This is a genomic window from Streptomyces sp. NPDC048349 (genome assembly GCF_040651925.1).
Taxonomy (GTDB): Bacteria; Actinomycetota; Actinomycetes; order Streptomycetales; family Streptomycetaceae; genus Streptomyces.
The window spans coordinates 17,672-34,346 of the sequence record NZ_JBEZLA010000050.1 but is presented as its reverse complement, the minus strand read 5'-3'; the positions used below and the strand labels follow the sequence as shown (position 1 = coordinate 34,346).

Here is a 16,675-nt window from a genome sequence, read left to right as displayed (position 1 = left end):
ACGCCCTTCACCCCATCTGGCCCGGCCGCCCCCGGCGGCCGGGCCTCCTGGGCCCATCACTCCTCCCGGAGTCTCCTTTGGCCACAGGCACTCAACCACCCCAGCAGCGGCCCGGCGGCGGCGTCCACGACGCCTCCCGGGCCGCGATCGCTGCCCGGCACCTGCGGACCGACCGGTGGTGGCTGGCCCCCGCCGGCACCGCGGCCGGGCTGCTCGCCTTCATCGTCTACTCGACCTGGCGGGCCTTCGCGAACGCCGACTACTACGCGGCCCCGTACGTCTCCCCGTTCTACTCCCCGTGTCTCGCGGAGAACTGCCAGGAGATGCGCGACGGCCCCAACTGGGACCTCTTCGGCAGCTGGTGGGGGCTGTCCCCCGCCCTGCTGATCCTGGTCTTCCCGCTCGGGTTCCGGCTGACCTGCTACTACTACCGCAAGGCCTACTACCGGGGGTTCTGGGCCTCGCCCCCCGCCTGCGCGGTCGCCGAACCGCACGCGAAGTACACCGGCGAGACCCGCTTCCCGCTGGTCTTCCAGAACATGCACCGGTACTTCTTCTACGCGGCGCTGCCGGTCGCGGGCATCCTCACCTACGACACCGTGCTGACCTTCCGCGACGAGCACTACGCCTGGGGCCACATGGGCCTGGGCACCCTGGTCTTCCTCGTCAACATCGTGCTGATCTGGGCGTACACCCTGTCCTGCCACTCCTGCCGGCACATCATGGGCGGCCGCCTCAAGCACTTCTCGAAGCACCCCGTGCGCTACCGGCTGTGGGGCTGGGTCAGCCGGCTCAACACCCGCCACATGCAGCTGGCGTGGGCCTCCCTGATCAGCGTCGCCCTGTGCGACTTCTACGTGTACCTGGTGGCCAGCGGCGCCTTCACCGACCCGAGGATCTTCTAGATGACTGAAGTGGAACGGCAGCAGTGGGACGTGGTCGTGGTGGGCGCGGGCGGCGCCGGGCTGCGGGCCGCGATCGAGGCCCGCGAGCGCGGCGCCCGTACGGCCGTGATCTGCAAGTCCCTCTTCGGCAAGGCCCACACGGTGATGGCGGAGGGCGGCATCGCCGCCTCGATGGGCAACGTCAACGAGGGCGACAACTGGCAGGTGCACTTCCGCGACACCATGCGCGGGGGCAAGTTCCTCAACCAGTGGCGGATGGCCGAGCTGCACGCGAAGGAGGCGCCGGACCGGGTCTGGGAGCTGGAGACCTGGGGCGCGCTCTTCGACCGCACCCCCGACGGCAGGATCTCCCAGCGCAACTTCGGCGGCCACGAGTACCCGCGGCTCGCGCACGTCGGGGACCGCACCGGCCTGGAGCTGATCCGTACCCTCCAGCAGAAGATCGTCCAGCTCCAGCAGGAGGACTTCAAGCAGTACGGGGACCACGAGGCCCGGCTCAAGGTCTTCCAGGAGTGCACGGTGACACGCGTGCTCAAGGACGCGGACCGGGTCGCGGGGACCTTCTGCTACGAGCGCGAGTCCGGACGCTTCTTCGTGCTGGAGGCTCCGGCGGTCGTCCTCGCCACGGGCGGGATCGGCAAGTCCTTCAAGACCACCTCCAACTCCTGGGAGTACACCGGCGACGGCCACGCGCTGGCCCTGCTCGCGGGTGCGCCCCTGCTGAACATGGAGTTCGTGCAGTTCCACCCGACGGGCATGGTCTGGCCGCCGTCGGTGAAGGGGATCCTCGTCACCGAGTCGGTGCGCGGCGACGGCGGGGTGCTGCGCAACAGCGAGGGCAAGCGGTTCATGTTCGACTACATCCCGGACGTCTTCAAGGAGAAGTACGCGGAGTCCGAGGAGGAGGGCGACCGCTGGTACGAGGACCCCGACCACAACCGGCGTCCTCCCGAGCTGCTGCCGCGCGACGAGGTGGCCCGGGCCATCAACTCCGAGGTGAAGGCGGGCCGCGGCTCCCCGCACGGCGGGGTCTTCCTGGACGTGTCCACCCGGATGCCGGCCGAGAAGATCAAGCGGCGGCTCCCGTCGATGTACCACCAGTTCAAGGAGCTGGCGGACGTGGACATCACCGCGGAGGCGATGGAGGTCGGGCCCACCTGCCACTACGTGATGGGCGGGATCGCGGTCGACTCGGACACCGCCGCCACGGTCGGGGTGCCGGGGCTGTTCGCGGCCGGGGAGGTCGCGGGCGGGATGCACGGCTCGAACCGGCTCGGCGGCAACTCCCTGTCCGACCTGCTGGTCTTCGGGCGCAGGGCCGGGCTGCACGCGGCGGAGCACGCGGAGGCTTCCGGCGCCAGGGCCGTCGTCTCCCAGGACGAGATCGACGCGGCGGCCGCGGAGGCGCTGGCCCCGTTCCACGCCGCCGAGGGCGCGGAGAACCCGTACACGCTCCACCAGGAGCTGCAGACGACCATGAACGACCTGGTCGGCATCATCCGCCGGGCCGGCGAGATGGCCGAGGCCCTGGAGAAGCTGGCGGGCCTGCGCGAGCGGGCCGCCCGGGCCGGTGTCGAGGGGCACCGGCAGTTCAACCCGGGCTGGCACCTGGCCCTGGACCTGCGGAACATGCTGCTGGTCAGCGAGTGCGTGGCCCGGGCCGCCCTGGAGCGCACCGAGAGCCGCGGCGGGCACACCCGCGAGGACTACCCGGCGATGGACCGCAGCTGGCGTCCGGTGAACCTGCTGTGCCGGCCCGTGGACCCGGCCCCGGCGGACCCGGCAGCCGACCGGATCGCCCTCGTACGCACCCGGACCGATCCCATCCGTTCCGACCTGCTCGCGCTCTTCGAGAAGGAAGAGCTGGTCAAGTACCTCGCCGAAGAGGAGCTCTACGAATGAGTACGTACGACGCGAGCTTCCGGATCTGGCGGGGCGACGCGGAGGGCGGATCGCTCAGGGACTTCACCGTCGAGGTGCACGACGGGGAGGTGGTCCTGGACATCGTCCACCGGCTCCAGGCCACGCAGGCCTCGGACCTGGCGGTGCGCTGGAACTGCAAGGCGGGCAAGTGCGGTTCCTGCAGCGCGGAGATCAACGGCCGGCCTCGGCTGATGTGCATGACGCGCATGTCGACCTTCGAGCGGTCCGAGACGATCACGGTCACCCCGCTGCGCGCCTTCCCGGTCGTCCGCGACCTGGTCACCGACGTCTCCTTCAATTACCACAAGGCCCGGGAGATCCCGGCCTTCGTCCCGCCGGAGGGGGTGGCTCCGGGCGCGTACCGGATGCAGCAGGTCGACGTGGAGCGCTCGCAGGAGTTCCGCAAGTGCATCGAGTGCTTCCTGTGCCAGGACACCTGCCACGTGGTGCGGGACCACGAGGAGAACAAGACCGCTTTCGCCGGTCCGCGCTTCCTGATGCGGGTGGCGGAGCTGGACATGCACCCGCTGGACGCGGCGGCGCAGGAGGGCCTGGACCGCAAGCGCACCGCGCAGGAGGAGCACGGGCTCGGCTACTGCAACATCACCAAGTGCTGTACGGAGGTCTGCCCCGAGGGCATCAAGATCACCGACAATGCCCTGATCCCGCTGAAGGAGCGGGCGGTGGACCGCAAGTACGACCCGCTGGTGTGGCTGGGGAGCGTGATCCGGCGGCGCCCCGATACGCGGTAGCTCCCGGGTGGCACGGGAAGCCCTCTGCCGGACCGTCGATTGACGTGTCGTCAGGGGGCTGCCGTGCGGTGCGGTCGGGGTGATCGGCCGGCCGGCCGGTGCGGCGGGCCGGTCGGTGCGGCCGGACCGGGCCCTCGCAGGACCCGGCGGCCCGTCCCAGGCCGCGGTCCTCGTGGGCGGCGGCCGGGGCGGGCCCCGGCGGGGACTCCGGCCGGGACTTCCGGGTGGGACTCCGGCCGGGACTCCGGGTGCGATGGGGACGAACCGCCCATAGCCTCCCAGATGTGACTGCGCTGAAGAGCACCATGGGCGTCCGGGCCGGGCTCGCGCTGGCCGCCGCGCTGCTGGCGTACGGCGGCTGGGGCGTGGCCGGGGCGACGCCCGCCCGCGCGGAGGATCCGGTCACCCTTTCGCAGCAGGGGCAGGTCACCGACCGCGTCGGGGCGCTGGGCGACCGGAAGGGCCCGGTCACCGCCGCGCTCGACGAGCTGTACGCCGACCGGCGGATCCAGCTCTTCGTGGTGTACGTACGGGACTTCTCCGGGCGCTCCGCCCAGGGCTGGGCCGACGCCACCGCGGAGAAGAACGGCCTCGGCCAGGACGACGTCCTGCTGGCGGTGGCGACCGGGGCCCGCCAGTACGCCTACTCCGCCGCCGTCGACTCCGGATTCACCGAGCAGCAGCTCGCGGACGTGGCCCGGAGGGCCATCGAGCCGGCCCTGAAGGCGAACGACTGGGCGGGAGCCGCCATCGGCGCCGCCCACGGCTACGACGCGGTCCTCGGCGGGCAGCCCGTGCCCGCACCGGCCATCACCCCCGGCCCCGCGGATCCCGGCGGGAAGGCGAGCGGTGAGAGCGGGGCCGGGGACTACGTGCTCCCCGTGATCGCGGTGGGCGCCGCCGGGGCGCTCGGGGCGTACGCGTACTCCCGCCGCAGGCGCGGGGCCGGCGCGGGCGCCGGGCGCGGTGCGAAGACCGGACCGGGCTGGCCCGAGGGGGCGCCCGACCGGCTGCCGCTGGCGGAACTGGACGCGAAGGCCGGCACGCTGCTGGTGGAGACCGACGATTCCATCCGCACCAGCACCGAGGAACTCGGTTTCGCCACCGCGCAGTTCGGCGACGAGGCGGTCGCCCCCTTCAAGACGGCCGTCGAGTACGCCAAGGGCGAGCTCACGCACGCCTTCCGGCTGCGCCAGCAGCTCGACGACGCCTACCCCGAGGACGACGCGACCCGGCGCCGGATGCTGGACGAGATCGTCGCCCGGTGCACCGAGGCGAACCGGCGGCTGGACGCCGAGGCCGCGGACTTCGACCGGCTGCGGGACCTGGAGAAGAACGCCCCACAGGCCCTCGCCACCGTGGAAGCGCATGTCCAGGCCCTGTCGGGCCGCACCACGACGGCCGTGGCCACCGTGACCGCGCTCACGCAGCGGTACGCGGACTCCGCGTCCGCGCCCGTCGCCTCCCACCCGGAACGGGCCGAGGACCGGCTGCTGTTCGCCACCACCCACCTCGCCGAGGCCCGCGCGGCCGTCGATGCGGGCGACAACGGCCGGGCGGCCGTGCACGTACGGGCCGTCGAGGGCGCGGTCGACCAGGCCGCGACGCTGGTCGACGCGGTGGAGCGGCGGGCGCAGGAGCTGGCGGAGGCGGCGGGGAAGCTGCCGGGTGCGCTGAACGAGACCGAGACCGACCTCGCGGACGCGGGCGGTCTGCTCAGCGGCACCGCGGAAGGCACCTCGACGGCGGACCTCCAGGGCCGCATCGGCCGCGCCGAGGCCGTCCTGGCCGCAGTACGGCAGGAACAGGCGGGCGGCCGGTACGACCCGATCGACGCGCTGCGGCGCGTCGAGGAGGCCGACGCGGCCCTGGACGAGGCGCTGGCCGCGGCGCGGGAGCGGGAGTCGGGCCGGCAGCGGGCGGCGGCCCTGCTCGACCAGGCCACGCTCACGGCGCGCAGCGCGATCGGCGCGGCCACGGACTACATCACCACCAGCCGGGGCGCGGTCGGCAGCCAGGCCCGCACCCGGCTGGCGGAGGCGCAGCGGCACATGGAGCGCTCGGTGTCGCTGACGGGCCCGGACCCCGCGGCCGCGCTGGCGGAGGTCCAGCGGGCGGACGCGCTGGCCCGCCAGGCGCAGCAGCTGGCGGAGCAGGACGTACGGGCGTACCAGGACCCGTACGCGGGCCGGCGGGCCGGCGGCGGCCGGGGTGGCGCCGTACTCGGCGGGATCATCCTCGGCGAGATCCTGCGGGGCGGCGGGGGCGGTTTCACAGGCCGCGGGGGCTTCGGCGGCGGCTTCGGCGGCGGCTTCGGCGGCGGGGGCGGCGGGGGCGGCCGCGGCCCGGGATCCTTCGGCGGCGGCGGAACCCGCGGCCGGATGGGCGGCGGCGGCCGCTTCTGAACCCAGCGCGTACCCAGACCCCCTGTGACCAGGAGAGACCCGTCATGAGCAAGCAGACCATCCTCGGCCGCGTCACCCAACTCGCGAAGGCCAACATCAACGCGCTGCTGGACCAGGCGGAGGACCCGCAGAAGATGCTGGACCAGCTCATCCGCGACTACTCGAACAACATCTCGGAGGCGGAGCAGGCCGTCGCGACGACGATCGGCAACCTGCGCTTGCTGGAGGCCGACCACAAGGAGGACGTGGAGGCGGCGGCCGAGTGGGGAGGCAAGGCCCTGGCCGCGAGCAGGAAGGCGGACGAACTGCGGGCGGCGGGCTCGGCGGCGGATGCGGACAGGTTCGACAACCTGGCGAAGGTGGCGCTGGGCCGGCAGATGCAGTCGGAGAAGGAGGCGCAGACGGCGGAGCCGACGATCGCCGCGCAGACGGTGGTCGTCGACAAGCTCACGTCGGGCCTGGACTCGATGAAGGACAAGCTGACGGAGCTCCAGGGCAAGCGCGACGAACTGGTGGCGCGTGCCAGGACCGCGCAGGCGCAGAACACGATGCTCGACGCGGTGAAGGACATCGACGTGATGGACCCGACGAGCGAGCTGTCGCGCTTCGAGGACAAGGTCCGCAGGGAGGAGGCCAGGGCCCTCGGCAGGCAGGAGCTGGCGGCGTCCTCCCTGGACGCGCAGTTCGAGTCCCTCGAGGACCTCGGCAAGGCCTCCGAGATCGAGGCCAGGCTCGCTGCGCTCAAGCAGGGCCGGGCCGCCTGATCCTCCCGGGGGGCGGCTTCGGGTGCCGCTGCGCGGAGCCGCGGTCCGCTGCGGTCCGGCCCGGCGGGGCCCAGCCATACGTCGGGCACGGCCCCCGCGGCGGTCAGCCGTACATGCTCAGGAGTTGCTCCGCCGAGAGTTCGGCCGCGGCCTCCGCCGCCGCGCCCGGGAGCGGGAGCTCGAACCACACCGTCTTGCCCCGATGGGTCCGGCGGGTGCCCCAGCCCGCGGAGAGGAGGCCGACGAGCTGGAGGCCGCGCCCGCCCTCGTCCGTGTCGCGGGCGCGCCGCCGCCGCGGCTGGACCAGGTTCGCGTCCCACACCTCGCACACCAGGGTCCGGTCCAGCAGCAGGCGCAGGCGGATCTCGCCCTCCCCGTAGCGCAGCGCATTGGTGACCAGTTCGCTGACCAGCAGTTCGGTGGTGTCCAGCAGCCCCTCCAGGCCCCACGCGGGCAGCTTCGCCCGCGCCAGCTCCCGCGCCCGGCCCACCGAGCGGGCCTCGCGCGGCAGCTGCCAGTCCCCCACCGCGTCCTGCGGAAGCCCCTGCACCCGCGCCATCAGCAGCGCGATGTCGTCCTCCCCGTGCCGGGTGTCCAGCGTGTTCAGGACGTGGTCGCACACGTCCTCCAGGGGGCGGACCGGGTCGGCGAGGGCCTCTCGCAGGCCGCGCAGCCCCTCCTCCAGCGGATGGTCCCGGGACTCGACCAGCCCGTCGGTGTACAGGGCCAGCAGCGCCCCCTCCGGCAGATCCACCTCGACCTCCTCGAACGGCTCCCCGCCCACCCCCAGCGGCATCCCGGGCGGCACCTCCAGCAGCAGCGCGGGCCGCGGCCGCCCGGCCTCGTCCGGCGGTTCGACCAGTACCGGCGGCATGTGGCCCGCGTTGGCGATCGTGCAGCGCCGGGTCACCGGGTCGTACACGGCGTACACGCAGGTGGCGAGGTAGACCTCCGAGCGGTCCGCGTCCCGCGAGTGCAGGGCCGCCCGCGAGGCCTGCTGGGAGCCGCCGGGCGCCCCCAGGCCGCGGGCGATCTCGTCGAGCGCGGTCAGCACCTCGGCCGGTTCGAGGTCCAGCAGCGCCAGGGTCCGTACGGCGGTGCGCAGTTCGCCCATGGCGACGGCGGCCCGCAGCCCCCGCCCCATCACGTCGCCGACGACCAGCGCCGTGCGGTGCCCGGGCAGCTCGATGACGTCGAACCAGTCCCCGCCGACCTCGGTGGCCGCGTTCCCGGGCAGGTACCGGCAGGCGATGTCCAGGCCGGCCGCCTCGGGGTCGCCGGGCGGCAGCAGGCTGCGCTGCAGTATCAGCGCCCGTTCGTGCTCGCGCCGGTAGAGCCGCGCGTTGTCGATGCAGACGGCGGCGCGTGCGGCCAGCTCCACGGCGACCGCGCGGTCCCGCTCGCCGAAGGGTTCGCTGCCCTTCGTACGGGAGAACTGGGCGAGGCCGACCACCGTGTCGTGGGCGACCATCGGCACGACGAGCGTGGACTGCACGAGGTCGTCCGCGCCGCCCCCCTCGATGAGCCGCGGCCGCGCCGTGCGCAGCGCCAGCGCCCCCGGCGAGGCCGCCGGATAGCGGTGCACCTCGCCGACGGCGACCAGCGCGCCCGGTCCCGAGAGCGGGGCGTCCGAGACGGCCGAGGCGAAGGCGACGCGCCGCAGCGGCGCGGACGGAGCCCGTCCGGCGCCCAGCCCGGGCGGCAGCGAGGGCACGCCGGGGCCGTGGGGCCGTGCGGGCCGGTCGTCGTCGCCGAGCAGCAGCCCCTGGTAGAGGTCGACGGCGGCCAGGTCGCAGAAGCCGGGGACGGTGACGTCGAGGAGCTCGCGGGCGGTGGTCTCCAGATCGAGGGAGTTCCCGATGCGGTGTCCTGCTTCGTTGAGCAGTGCGAGGTTGCGGCGGACCCCGGCGGCCTCCCGGGCTGCGAGGTGGCGGCGGGTGACGTCGGTGCCGATCCCGGCGACGCCGATGGGCCGGCCGCTGCCGCCGTGCACGCGGTAGAGGTTGATGGACCAGTGGCGGTTGTCCCGGCTGCCGGGGGCGGCTCCGGTGATGCGCAGGTCGGTGACGGAGTCCCCGGTCTCCAGCACCCGGCGCAGGGCCTCGGCCATCCGGTCGGCCTCGTGGGCGGGCAGGTAGTCGTGCACGGTGCGGCCCCGGTGCTCCTCGGCTGCGCCCCCGAAGACGGCGGCGAAGCGGCGGTTGGCCCGCTGCACGGTGAGGTCCGTGCCGAAGAGCAGGAATCCGAAGGGCGATTGGCCGAATATGGCCTGGGACGCCGCCAGATCGGATTCGATGCGCCGCAGCGCGCGCACGTCGACGACGACGCACAGCGCGGCCCGCTCGGCGGTTTCGGTCTGCGTGGGCATCACATAGATCTCGGCCACGCCGTGCTCGCCGGCGCCGCCGGGGATCCGGAAGGGGACGAGCCCGGTCCATTCCTTGCCGTCGAGAATCTCGGCGACCCGGCGGTGCCCGCCGGGCCGCAGCTCGGGCGGCATGAAGGCGTCGACCGGATCGCGGCCCACGGCCTGGGCGGCGGTCAGCCCGAACAGGTCCTCGGCGCGCAGGCTCCACTGGTCGATGAGCCCGTCCGGCCCGATCGAGAAGGACGCGACCTTTATGTAGTCATATATCGAGCCAGGCGGACTGCTGTGCCACAGGGAGTCGTGCCATGTCTCCCCGGGCACCCTGGTCTGATGTGCCTGCGCAGGTATCTCGCTCACGCGACCGTCCCCTCCAGCTCACCGCAACCGGACCGGCCATGACCGCAGTATTCAGCACCACGGCCCCGGACGGCACGGCGTTCACGATCACAAAAAGGTCCCGTTAGTTTCGAGCCACCTCGTGTGATGGTCGGCCACCCGTCACCTTGTTACTGACCAGGAAGAGCCAACTCGAACCACACAGTTTTGCCCGACTTCCCGTGACGGGTCCCCCAGCGCTGGGAGGAGACGGCGACGAGATGGAGTCCCCGGCCGCCCTCGTCGTCGGGCTGGGCGGACCGTGCGCGGGGCGGATCCGGAAGCGGATCGGAAACTTCCACGAGGAGCGCGGCGCCCGCGACCGGGCTGTCGGCGGCCGGATTCCGCCGTACCAGACGGACGCCGATGGGGCCGGACGCGTACCGCAGGGAGTTGGTGACGAGCTCGCTGACCAGCAGGACGGTCACATCGCCGACGGATTCGAGACCCCAGTCCCGCAGGGCGCCCCGCACGGCGTGCCGGGCGGTGCGGACGGCTCCGGGCTCAGCGGGAAAGGCCCACTCGGCGCATTCACCGTCTGTGTCGATCACGCCGATCACTTCCCGGGCCGGCAGCGACCCCAGTCCGGTTCGTCGGGGACGAAAGGGGGGACGAGATAGGGACTAATAGCGACATACCCGATATTCCGGGCGTCGTACCACTCGATCCCTCACGCACCGGCGCACTGTGGCGCAGACGGCCTAGAGAGGGCGTGTCACGCGCCCCCGGGCGCCCCGTCGTGCAGCTCCGGGCGCCGCCCGGCGCGCAGTCGGCGCCCGGCCTCGGCGACCGCGGGCCGGTCCTGGTCGAGCCAGTCCACCGACTCCAGTTCCTCCGGCCCGAGCCAGCGCAGCTCGTCGTGGTCCTCCAGGGGCGCCGGTTCTCCGGAGACCAGGCGGGCGGTCCACACGTGCAGGACGAGGCCGGGCTTCAGCGGCCACTCCCCCGGGATCCGCTCCAGCGGCTCGGTCTCCACGCCGAGCTCCTCGCGCAGTTCGCGCACCAGCGCCTCGGGGACGGACTCTCCCGGCTCGGCCTTGCCGCCCGGCAGCTCCCAGCGTCCGGCCAGCTCCGGGGGTGCGCTGCGGCGGGCGGCCAGCAGGCGCCCCTCATGACAAAGGGCTCCGCCCACGACCACTCGTACCGTCATGGGCGGAGCCTATGTCAACGCTGGATGCTCAGTTCATCGTGGCGGTCTGACCGATCCGCTCGACCCAGTAGAGCTGCTTGTGTCCGCGGTCGTCGAGGCTGTCGACGACCTTCTGGGCCTCGGCCCGGGTGGAGTACCGGCCCACCCGGTAGCGGTTGCCGTTGTCGTCCTGACGTATGACCAGCCACGGGAGCAGGGCACCGCTGTCGTTCATCGCGTTTCACCCTCCGCCGACGTACCTGCCCGGGAAACCGCATTGCGCATATGCCTGAGCTTACGCCCGGACTTTACGGAGCGGATACGGTTTTTCACGAAGAGGTACCCCGCGGCGTACGCATCCGGCCATGCGTACGAGTGCGCCGTGCGCGCCGGTTCAGACCCGGCGTACGGGACGTCACATGACGCCCCGTCACCCTTGACCACGCCCCTTGCCCGGGCCACCCCTCCCGGGGCTCGACCCCGCCCCCCGCGCCTCCCCCGCCGACGACCCCGAACTTTGGCCGACGCCACCCGCCACCCCGGCACCTCACGCCCACCAAGGCCGGTCGCGGGGCCCAACTCGCCTGCACGGCACACGCCCAGCCCCGGCCCAGGAAGCCCCACGAGGCCCGAGGGCCCGGGGCGGAGCTCCGGTCTTTGAGCCCTGCCGGCGCTCGAGGCGCGGGGGCTGGGGCTGGGGCTGGGGCGGGGGCTGGGGCGGGGCCCGGGAGGTCAGGCCAGGACGGCGGCGGGTCGGGCCGGAACGGTCAGCGGACCGGCAAGTGGTACGACAGCCGGTAGCGATCCGCCGGAACGACCACATCGGCCGTCTCCACCGCACGCCCGGACGCGTAATACGTGCGGCCGATCACCAGCACCACATGCCCCGGCACGCCCCCGAGGAGGAGGAGCTCCTCCGCCAGCCCCGGCCTCGCGCCGACCTCCTCCACCACGTTGTCCACGACGACGTCGATCGCGGCCATCCGGTCCACCACCCCCGAGCCCCCCAGCGGCCCCTCCTCCGGCAGCATCACCGGCGTCCGCCCGGTCACGGCCAGCGACTCCCACGAGGTCGACAGCATCATGGCCTCGCCCGCGTCGCGGAACACGTACCGCGTCCGCATCACCCGCTCCCCCGGCTCGATGCCGAGCCGCTTGGCGATCTCCGAGGGGGCCGCCGTCTGCTCGCTGTTCGACTCCCACGTGCCGCGCGCACCCGCATCCGCCTGCTCCTGCCGGAACGGGGTCGAGGCACCGCCCGTGCGGTAGCCGGAGCGCGCGACCCGCCGCGGCACCGGCTGCTCCCGTACGTACGTACCCGACCCGGACCGGCCCTCGACCAGCCCCTCCGCCATGAGGACCTTGCGCGCCTCCAGCGCCACGGTGTCGGAGACCCCGTACTCCTCGCGGATGCGGGCCTGCGAGGGGAGCCGGGCGTGCGGGGGCAGGGAACCGTCGACGATCTTCTGTCGCAGATCCCCGGCCACGCGCAGATAGGCCGGCTGCTCACCGAAAGTCACTGGCCACTCCCATCAGGTTGACAGACAGCTACACCCTGGCAACCGACGGTTGAAGACCGCAAGCAAGGGCCAGAGTTTCACCCGAAGTGATGAAGCCTGGTCACCCAAACCCGTTACGGCGCGTTACGCGGACGACGCCCCGACGACGCCCCGACGACAGCCCGAGGACGTCCCGACAAGATCCCCGCCGCCGTTACACGGCCTCCGCCGAAGGCCCCCGGCCCGACCCGCCCCCAGGGCCCTGCGGAGACTCGGCCAGCCACTCGGGAACCTCCGTCGACAGCCCGTACGCCCCGCGCAGCGCCTTCTCCGTCTCCACGGACATCGCGCCCAGCGCCCGCTCCCACTGCCGGTCGAAGTCGGCCGCCGTCTTGGCCTGCGAGGTCTTCTGCCACGCCGTGCGGGCCTCCTGGACCTCCTTGAGCTGCGCCTGGACCGTCTTCTCCAGGCCCGGACGGGTCTTGTCGGCCTCCAGCACCTTCGCCTCCTCGCCCAGCGCCGCGTACACCGAACGCGCCCACGCCTGGTGCTCGGCGAGCGTGTCGTCCAGGTCCCCCACGGGCGGCCGGCCGAGCACGAACTCGACCTCGTTGGCCACGCGCAGGAAGGCGGCCTGTTCGGGCTTCAGCGATCCGGCGTCCTGGCGCAGGCTGCCCCGACGCTCCTCCTCGGTCGTGCCGATCACGCACACGAGCCGCCGGTCCCCCTGCCGCCAGGACTGGCGCGAGGGCGCGAAGTAGAACATCTCCGCGTAGCCGGGCAGCGCCCACGTGTCCATCGCGTACGCGTCCTGGGCCCGCCAGCACTGGTCCTCGGACGCCCGGTCCGCCTCGGCCGACTCCGGGGCGCTGTCCAGGTCCAGCAGCTTGGACGCGGTCACCTCTCCGTGGTGCGGCTGCGCGCAGTCGACCTTGTACGTCAGGGGACGGTCGGCCAGCAGGTCGCCGGCCGGGACGTTGAAGCAGTCGCCCGCCCGCAGGTCGTCGAGATCCCTGAGGTCCCCCTCGACGTCGGCGAACTCGCCCATCGCGTCCATCCGGTCCCGGACCGCCGCGGCGACCCTGTCGACCGTGAGCACCATGACGCCGGTCATCAGCACGGACACCACCAGGCCCACGATCGCGAGCGCCTTGCCCCGCTGCCGCTGCCTGGCGATCTGCACCAGGGCCACGACGGCGAAGACGACGCCCAGCGGCGGCAGGCACAGCAGCCCGACCAGCAGCGAGGCGAGCGCGAAGCCGTTGAGCGCCTGCTGCGGGTGCGGCTGCCCGTAGCCGGGAGGCGGCCCCCATCCCGGCTGCGGGGAGGGCGGCGGCCAGGAGTGGCCCGGTCCGGGGGGTGGGCTCGGCGGGGTGCTCACGGGCTGGCGGACTCCATCACAGGGGGCGCGAACGGATGCGCGAATAGTACGCAGCGGGGGCGACCGCCCTGTCGGTCGCCCCCGCCTGTTCATCGCGGCTCAGCGCGTGCGTTCAGTCCCTGCGTTCAGGACCGGTGCCCGGGTCGAGGACTCGGTCCCGGTGCCCCGGTCCCGAGGACTCAGAACTGGAGCGCCCAGGAGTCGATCTTCCCGGTGTCGATGTTCGCGTTGTCGTTCACCCGGAGCTTCCAGACGCCGTTGGCCACCTCGGAGGAGGCGTTGACGGTGAAGGTCTTGATGATGTTGTCGGCGCTGCCGCCGGCGCGGTTGTGCAGGGTGTAGACGGTGCCGTCGGGGGCGACGAGGTCGACCTTCAGGTCACCGGTGTAGGTGTGCTTGATGTCGACCGGCACGCTCAGCGTCGCCGGGGCGTTGCCCGCGACTCCGCTGACGGTGATCGGCGATTCGACGGTCGAGTTGTCGTTGATCGCGTAGTCGGCGGTGTTCTCGAACCGCGGGCCGGGCGGGACGGTGCCGCCGGTGCCCACGTTCAGCAGGCGGTTGGGGGAGCCGGTGCCGGGGCTGGTCACCACGTTCGGGGTGGAGGCGCTCACCAGGCCGTCCCGGACCTGGACCGGGGTGCTGGCCGGGTTCTGCGAGAGGTAGAGGGCAGCGGCGCCCGCGACGTGCGGCGAGGCCATGGACGTGCCGGAGATGGTGTTGGTGGCGGTGTCGCCGGTGCCCCACGAGGAGGTGATCGACGAGCCCGGCGCGAAGATGTCCAGGATGGAGCCGTAGTTGGAGTAGCTGGCCTTCGCGTCGCTGCTGGTGGTGGCGCCGACCGTGATGGCCTCGGCGACGCGCGCCGGGGACTTGGTGGAGGCGTCGGTGGACTCGTTGCCCGCCGCGACCGCGTAGGTGATGCCGGAGGCTATGGAGTTGCGCACGGCGGTGTCGAGCGCGGAGTCCGCGCCGCCGCCGAGCGACATGTTGGCCACGGCCGGCTTGACGGCGTTGCGCGTCACCCAGTCGATGCCCGCGACGACCTGGGCGGTCGTACCGGAGCCGTTGTTGTCGAGCACGCGGACACCGACGATCTTGACCTTCTTGGCCACGCCGTACGCACCGCCGCCGACGGTGCCGGCGACGTGCGTGCCGTGGCCGTGGCCGTCCTGGGCGGTGTTGTCGTTGTCGACCGCGTCGTAACCGTCGGAGGCGCGGCCGCCGAAGTCCTGGTGCGTCTTGCGGACGCCGGTGTCGATGATGTAGGCGGTGACGCCCTCACCGGCCTTGTCGGGGTAGGTGTAGCTCTGGTTGAGCGGGAGCGCCCGCTGGTCGATGCGGTCCAGGCCCCAGGACGGCGGGTTGGGCTGGGTGGCGTCGACGGTGAAGACGCGGTTCTGCACGACCGACTTGACCGCCGGGTCGGCGGCCAGCTTCTTGGCCTGCGCCTCGGAGACCTCGATGGAGTAGCCGTTGAGGGCAGCGCTGTAGGTGCGGTCGATCTTCGCGCCGTACCGCTCGGCGACGGCCTTGCCGCTGTCCGCGGTGGAGCGGGCGGCGTTGTCGTGCAGGGTCACGATGTAACTGCCGGGGACGGCTCCGGCGACGCCGGCGTTCTCGATGACGCCCTGCGGGCCGTTGTCGGCCGCCGAGGCGGGCAGTGCCGCGGCCGTGCCGAGCGCGAGGGCCACGACGGCGGTCGCACTGATGCCGGCGAGCTTCCGGCGGGTGTGACGCATCACGGACATGTGGGGGGTCCTCCTCGTAGGTGGTGCGCTGCGGGGGGTGAAGCGGAGCCCTGTGGTCCGACCCACGGGCACGTGGGATAGCCATGCCCATGACAAATCAGTCGGCCCAACGGGCTCTCGCCTCCGAAAGGTTGACCCACCGTCGCCGACAACCACAAGAGGACGGCCGACGCGTAACATCCGTGCCACACGCCCGCCATGATCGAGCAAAGGCGCTCCGCACATGACGCACGCACTCCCCGGATACCTCTGCCCCGAGGACGGCACACGTGCGGACGTCCGGACCGCCCCCTGGTGCTGCCCCGTCTGTGCCGGACCCTGGGACCTCGACTTCACACCGGATCCGGCCAGCGCGCTGGAACCGTCCGCCGGGCCGAACTCGCTGTGGCGGTACGCGGCCGCGCTGCCGCTGCCGGGGGCGTTTTCCGTGTCGCTGGCGGAGGGGAACACTCCGATGGTGCCGCTGGCGGAGCGGGTTCACGCCAAACTCGACTACCTGATGCCGACCCTGTCGTTCAAGGACCGGGGCGCGGTGATGCTGGCGGAGGTGGCCCGGCGGCTCGCCCCGCGGCGGGTGGTGGCGGACAGCAGCGGCAATGCGGGGGCGGCCGTGGCGGCGTACTGCGCACGCGCCGGGCTGAGTTGTGAAGTTTTCGTGCCCGAGGGCACCTCGGAGCGCAAGACCGGCCGGATCCGGGCCCACGGGGCGGCCGTACGCGTGGTTCCCGGCGGCCGCGAGGCCGCGGCGGAGGCGGCCCGGGCGGCGGCGGACGGGGCGGGGGTGTTCTACGCGAGCCATGTCTTCAACCCGTACTTCCTGCACGGCACGAAGACGTACGTGTACGAGATCTGGGAGGCCATGTCGGGCCGGTTGCCGGAAGCGCTGGTGGTCCCGGTGGGCAACGGGACCCTGCTGCTCGGGGCCGCTCTGGCGGTGGAGGAGCTGGGCCGGCGCGGGGTGCGGGCGCCGGCGCTGATCGCCGTCCAGGCGGAAGCGGTGGCTCCGCTGGCGTCGGCGTTCGCCGCCGGGGCCCAGGACGCCGAGCCGGTCGCGCAGCTGCCGACCCTGGCCGAGGGCATCGCGATCCCGGCTCCGCCGCGGGCCCGGCAGATCCTGGCGGCGGTCCGCGCGTCGGGGGGCACGTTCCTCACCGTCCCGGACGACCGGCTGCGCGAGGCGCAGGCCGATTTGGCCCGTCGCGGCCTGTCCGTCGAACCGACGGCGGCGGCGTGCTGGGCGGCGGTGGGGCCCCTGTCCCCCACGGACCCCTTGCAGGGCCGCACAGCGGTCCTCCCCTTGTGCGGCGCGGGCCCGAAATAACCCGACCCCCTCCGCCGCGACCCCCGCCGCCCCGGCCCCCGAGTGTGGCGGCGGCCGGGCCTCCACGTCGGAAATCCGCGCGCCCCGACCCGCCCCGTCTGC

The 16,675-nt window shown here is 73.0% G+C and carries 13 protein-coding genes; 6 read left to right on the top strand and 7 right to left on the bottom strand.

Annotated elements, in window-relative coordinates:
• Nucleotides 1-77: 77 nt before the first annotated feature.
• From AB0D44_RS24945 to AB0D44_RS24925, 5 genes are all read left to right on the top strand, one after another.
• Nucleotides 78-905, top strand: coding sequence for a hypothetical protein (locus AB0D44_RS24945; protein ID WP_362594838.1), 828 nt, complete (start codon nucleotides 78-80; stop codon nucleotides 903-905).
• Nucleotides 906-2,807: a fumarate reductase/succinate dehydrogenase flavoprotein subunit gene (locus AB0D44_RS24940; protein WP_362594836.1), complete on the top strand. Its 1,902-nt coding sequence runs from the start codon at nucleotides 906-908 to the stop codon at nucleotides 2,805-2,807.
• Nucleotides 2,804-3,580 carry a succinate dehydrogenase/fumarate reductase iron-sulfur subunit gene (locus tag AB0D44_RS24935; RefSeq protein ID WP_362594834.1) on the top strand — a complete coding sequence of 259 codons (777 nt, stop codon included), beginning with the start codon at nucleotides 2,804-2,806 and terminating at the stop codon, nucleotides 3,578-3,580. The genes AB0D44_RS24940 and AB0D44_RS24935 overlap by 4 nt, the downstream gene beginning before the upstream one ends.
• Nucleotides 3,581-3,885: 305 nt before the next feature.
• The gene (locus tag AB0D44_RS24930) at nucleotides 3,886-5,985 is read left to right on the top strand and encodes a TPM domain-containing protein (RefSeq protein ID WP_362594876.1); all 2,100 of its coding nucleotides are present in this window, start codon (nucleotides 3,886-3,888) and stop codon (nucleotides 5,983-5,985) included.
• A 44-nt stretch (nucleotides 5,986-6,029) separates the two neighbouring features.
• Nucleotides 6,030-6,749: a PspA/IM30 family protein gene (locus tag AB0D44_RS24925; protein WP_362594832.1), complete on the top strand. Its 720-nt coding sequence runs from the start codon at nucleotides 6,030-6,032 to the stop codon at nucleotides 6,747-6,749.
• Nucleotides 6,750-6,852: 103 nt separating this feature from the next.
• On the opposite strand, the gene AB0D44_RS24920 is transcribed toward AB0D44_RS24925, so the two are convergent.
• The 7 genes from AB0D44_RS24920 to AB0D44_RS24890 form a co-directional block, all read right to left on the bottom strand.
• Nucleotides 6,853-9,465 carry a SpoIIE family protein phosphatase gene (locus tag AB0D44_RS24920; protein ID WP_362594874.1) on the bottom strand — a complete coding sequence of 871 codons (2,613 nt, stop codon included), beginning with the start codon at nucleotides 9,463-9,465 and terminating at the stop codon, nucleotides 6,853-6,855.
• Nucleotides 9,466-9,623: 158 nt separating this feature from the next.
• The gene (locus AB0D44_RS24915) at nucleotides 9,624-10,052 is read right to left on the bottom strand and encodes an ATP-binding protein (protein ID WP_362594830.1); all 429 of its coding nucleotides are present in this window, start codon (nucleotides 10,050-10,052) and stop codon (nucleotides 9,624-9,626) included.
• A 155-nt stretch (nucleotides 10,053-10,207) separates the two neighbouring features.
• A complete protein-coding gene (locus AB0D44_RS24910; protein ID WP_362594828.1) occupies nucleotides 10,208-10,642 on the bottom strand; it encodes a (deoxy)nucleoside triphosphate pyrophosphohydrolase in 435 nt (144 codons plus the stop codon).
• Nucleotides 10,643-10,670: 28 nt separating this feature from the next.
• Nucleotides 10,671-10,856, bottom strand: coding sequence for an SPOR domain-containing protein (locus tag AB0D44_RS24905; protein ID WP_319723421.1), 186 nt, complete (start codon nucleotides 10,854-10,856; stop codon nucleotides 10,671-10,673).
• A gap of 532 nt (nucleotides 10,857-11,388) precedes the next feature.
• Nucleotides 11,389-12,141, bottom strand: coding sequence for a GntR family transcriptional regulator (locus tag AB0D44_RS24900; protein WP_362594826.1), 753 nt, complete (start codon nucleotides 12,139-12,141; stop codon nucleotides 11,389-11,391).
• 193 nt (nucleotides 12,142-12,334) lie between these two features.
• Nucleotides 12,335-13,501: a DUF4190 domain-containing protein gene (locus AB0D44_RS24895; protein WP_362594824.1), complete on the bottom strand. Its 1,167-nt coding sequence runs from the start codon at nucleotides 13,499-13,501 to the stop codon at nucleotides 12,335-12,337.
• A gap of 179 nt (nucleotides 13,502-13,680) precedes the next feature.
• The gene (locus AB0D44_RS24890) at nucleotides 13,681-15,252 is read right to left on the bottom strand and encodes a S8 family peptidase (protein WP_362594822.1); all 1,572 of its coding nucleotides are present in this window, start codon (nucleotides 15,250-15,252) and stop codon (nucleotides 13,681-13,683) included.
• A 223-nt stretch (nucleotides 15,253-15,475) separates the two neighbouring features.
• Between AB0D44_RS24890 and AB0D44_RS24885 the strand changes: the two genes are divergently transcribed.
• On the top strand, nucleotides 15,476-16,573 hold the full coding sequence (locus tag AB0D44_RS24885; RefSeq protein ID WP_362594820.1) for a pyridoxal-phosphate dependent enzyme: 1,098 nt from the start codon (nucleotides 15,476-15,478) through the stop codon (nucleotides 16,571-16,573).
• Nucleotides 16,574-16,675: the final 102 nt, after the last annotated feature.

Bases quoted from the DNA above. Each gene is read 5' to 3' on its own strand.
- AB0D44_RS24940 (WP_362594836.1), top strand. From the start codon at position 906: ATGACTGAAGTGGAACGGCAGCAGTGGGACGTGGTCGTGGTGGGCGCG.
- AB0D44_RS24935 (WP_362594834.1), top strand. From the start codon at position 2,804: ATGAGTACGTACGACGCGAGCTTCCGGATCTGGCGGGGCGACGCGGAG.
- AB0D44_RS24930 (WP_362594876.1), top strand. From the start codon at position 3,886: ATGGGCGTCCGGGCCGGGCTCGCGCTGGCCGCCGCGCTGCTGGCGTAC.
- AB0D44_RS24925 (WP_362594832.1), top strand. From the start codon at position 6,030: ATGAGCAAGCAGACCATCCTCGGCCGCGTCACCCAACTCGCGAAGGCC.
- AB0D44_RS24910 (WP_362594828.1), bottom strand. From the start codon at position 10,642: ATGACGGTACGAGTGGTCGTGGGCGGAGCCCTTTGTCATGAGGGGCGC.
- AB0D44_RS24905 (WP_319723421.1), bottom strand. From the start codon at position 10,856: ATGAACGACAGCGGTGCCCTGCTCCCGTGGCTGGTCATACGTCAGGAC.
- AB0D44_RS24890 (WP_362594822.1), bottom strand. From the start codon at position 15,252: ATGTCCGTGATGCGTCACACCCGCCGGAAGCTCGCCGGCATCAGTGCG.
- AB0D44_RS24885 (WP_362594820.1), top strand. From the start codon at position 15,476: ATGACGCACGCACTCCCCGGATACCTCTGCCCCGAGGACGGCACACGT.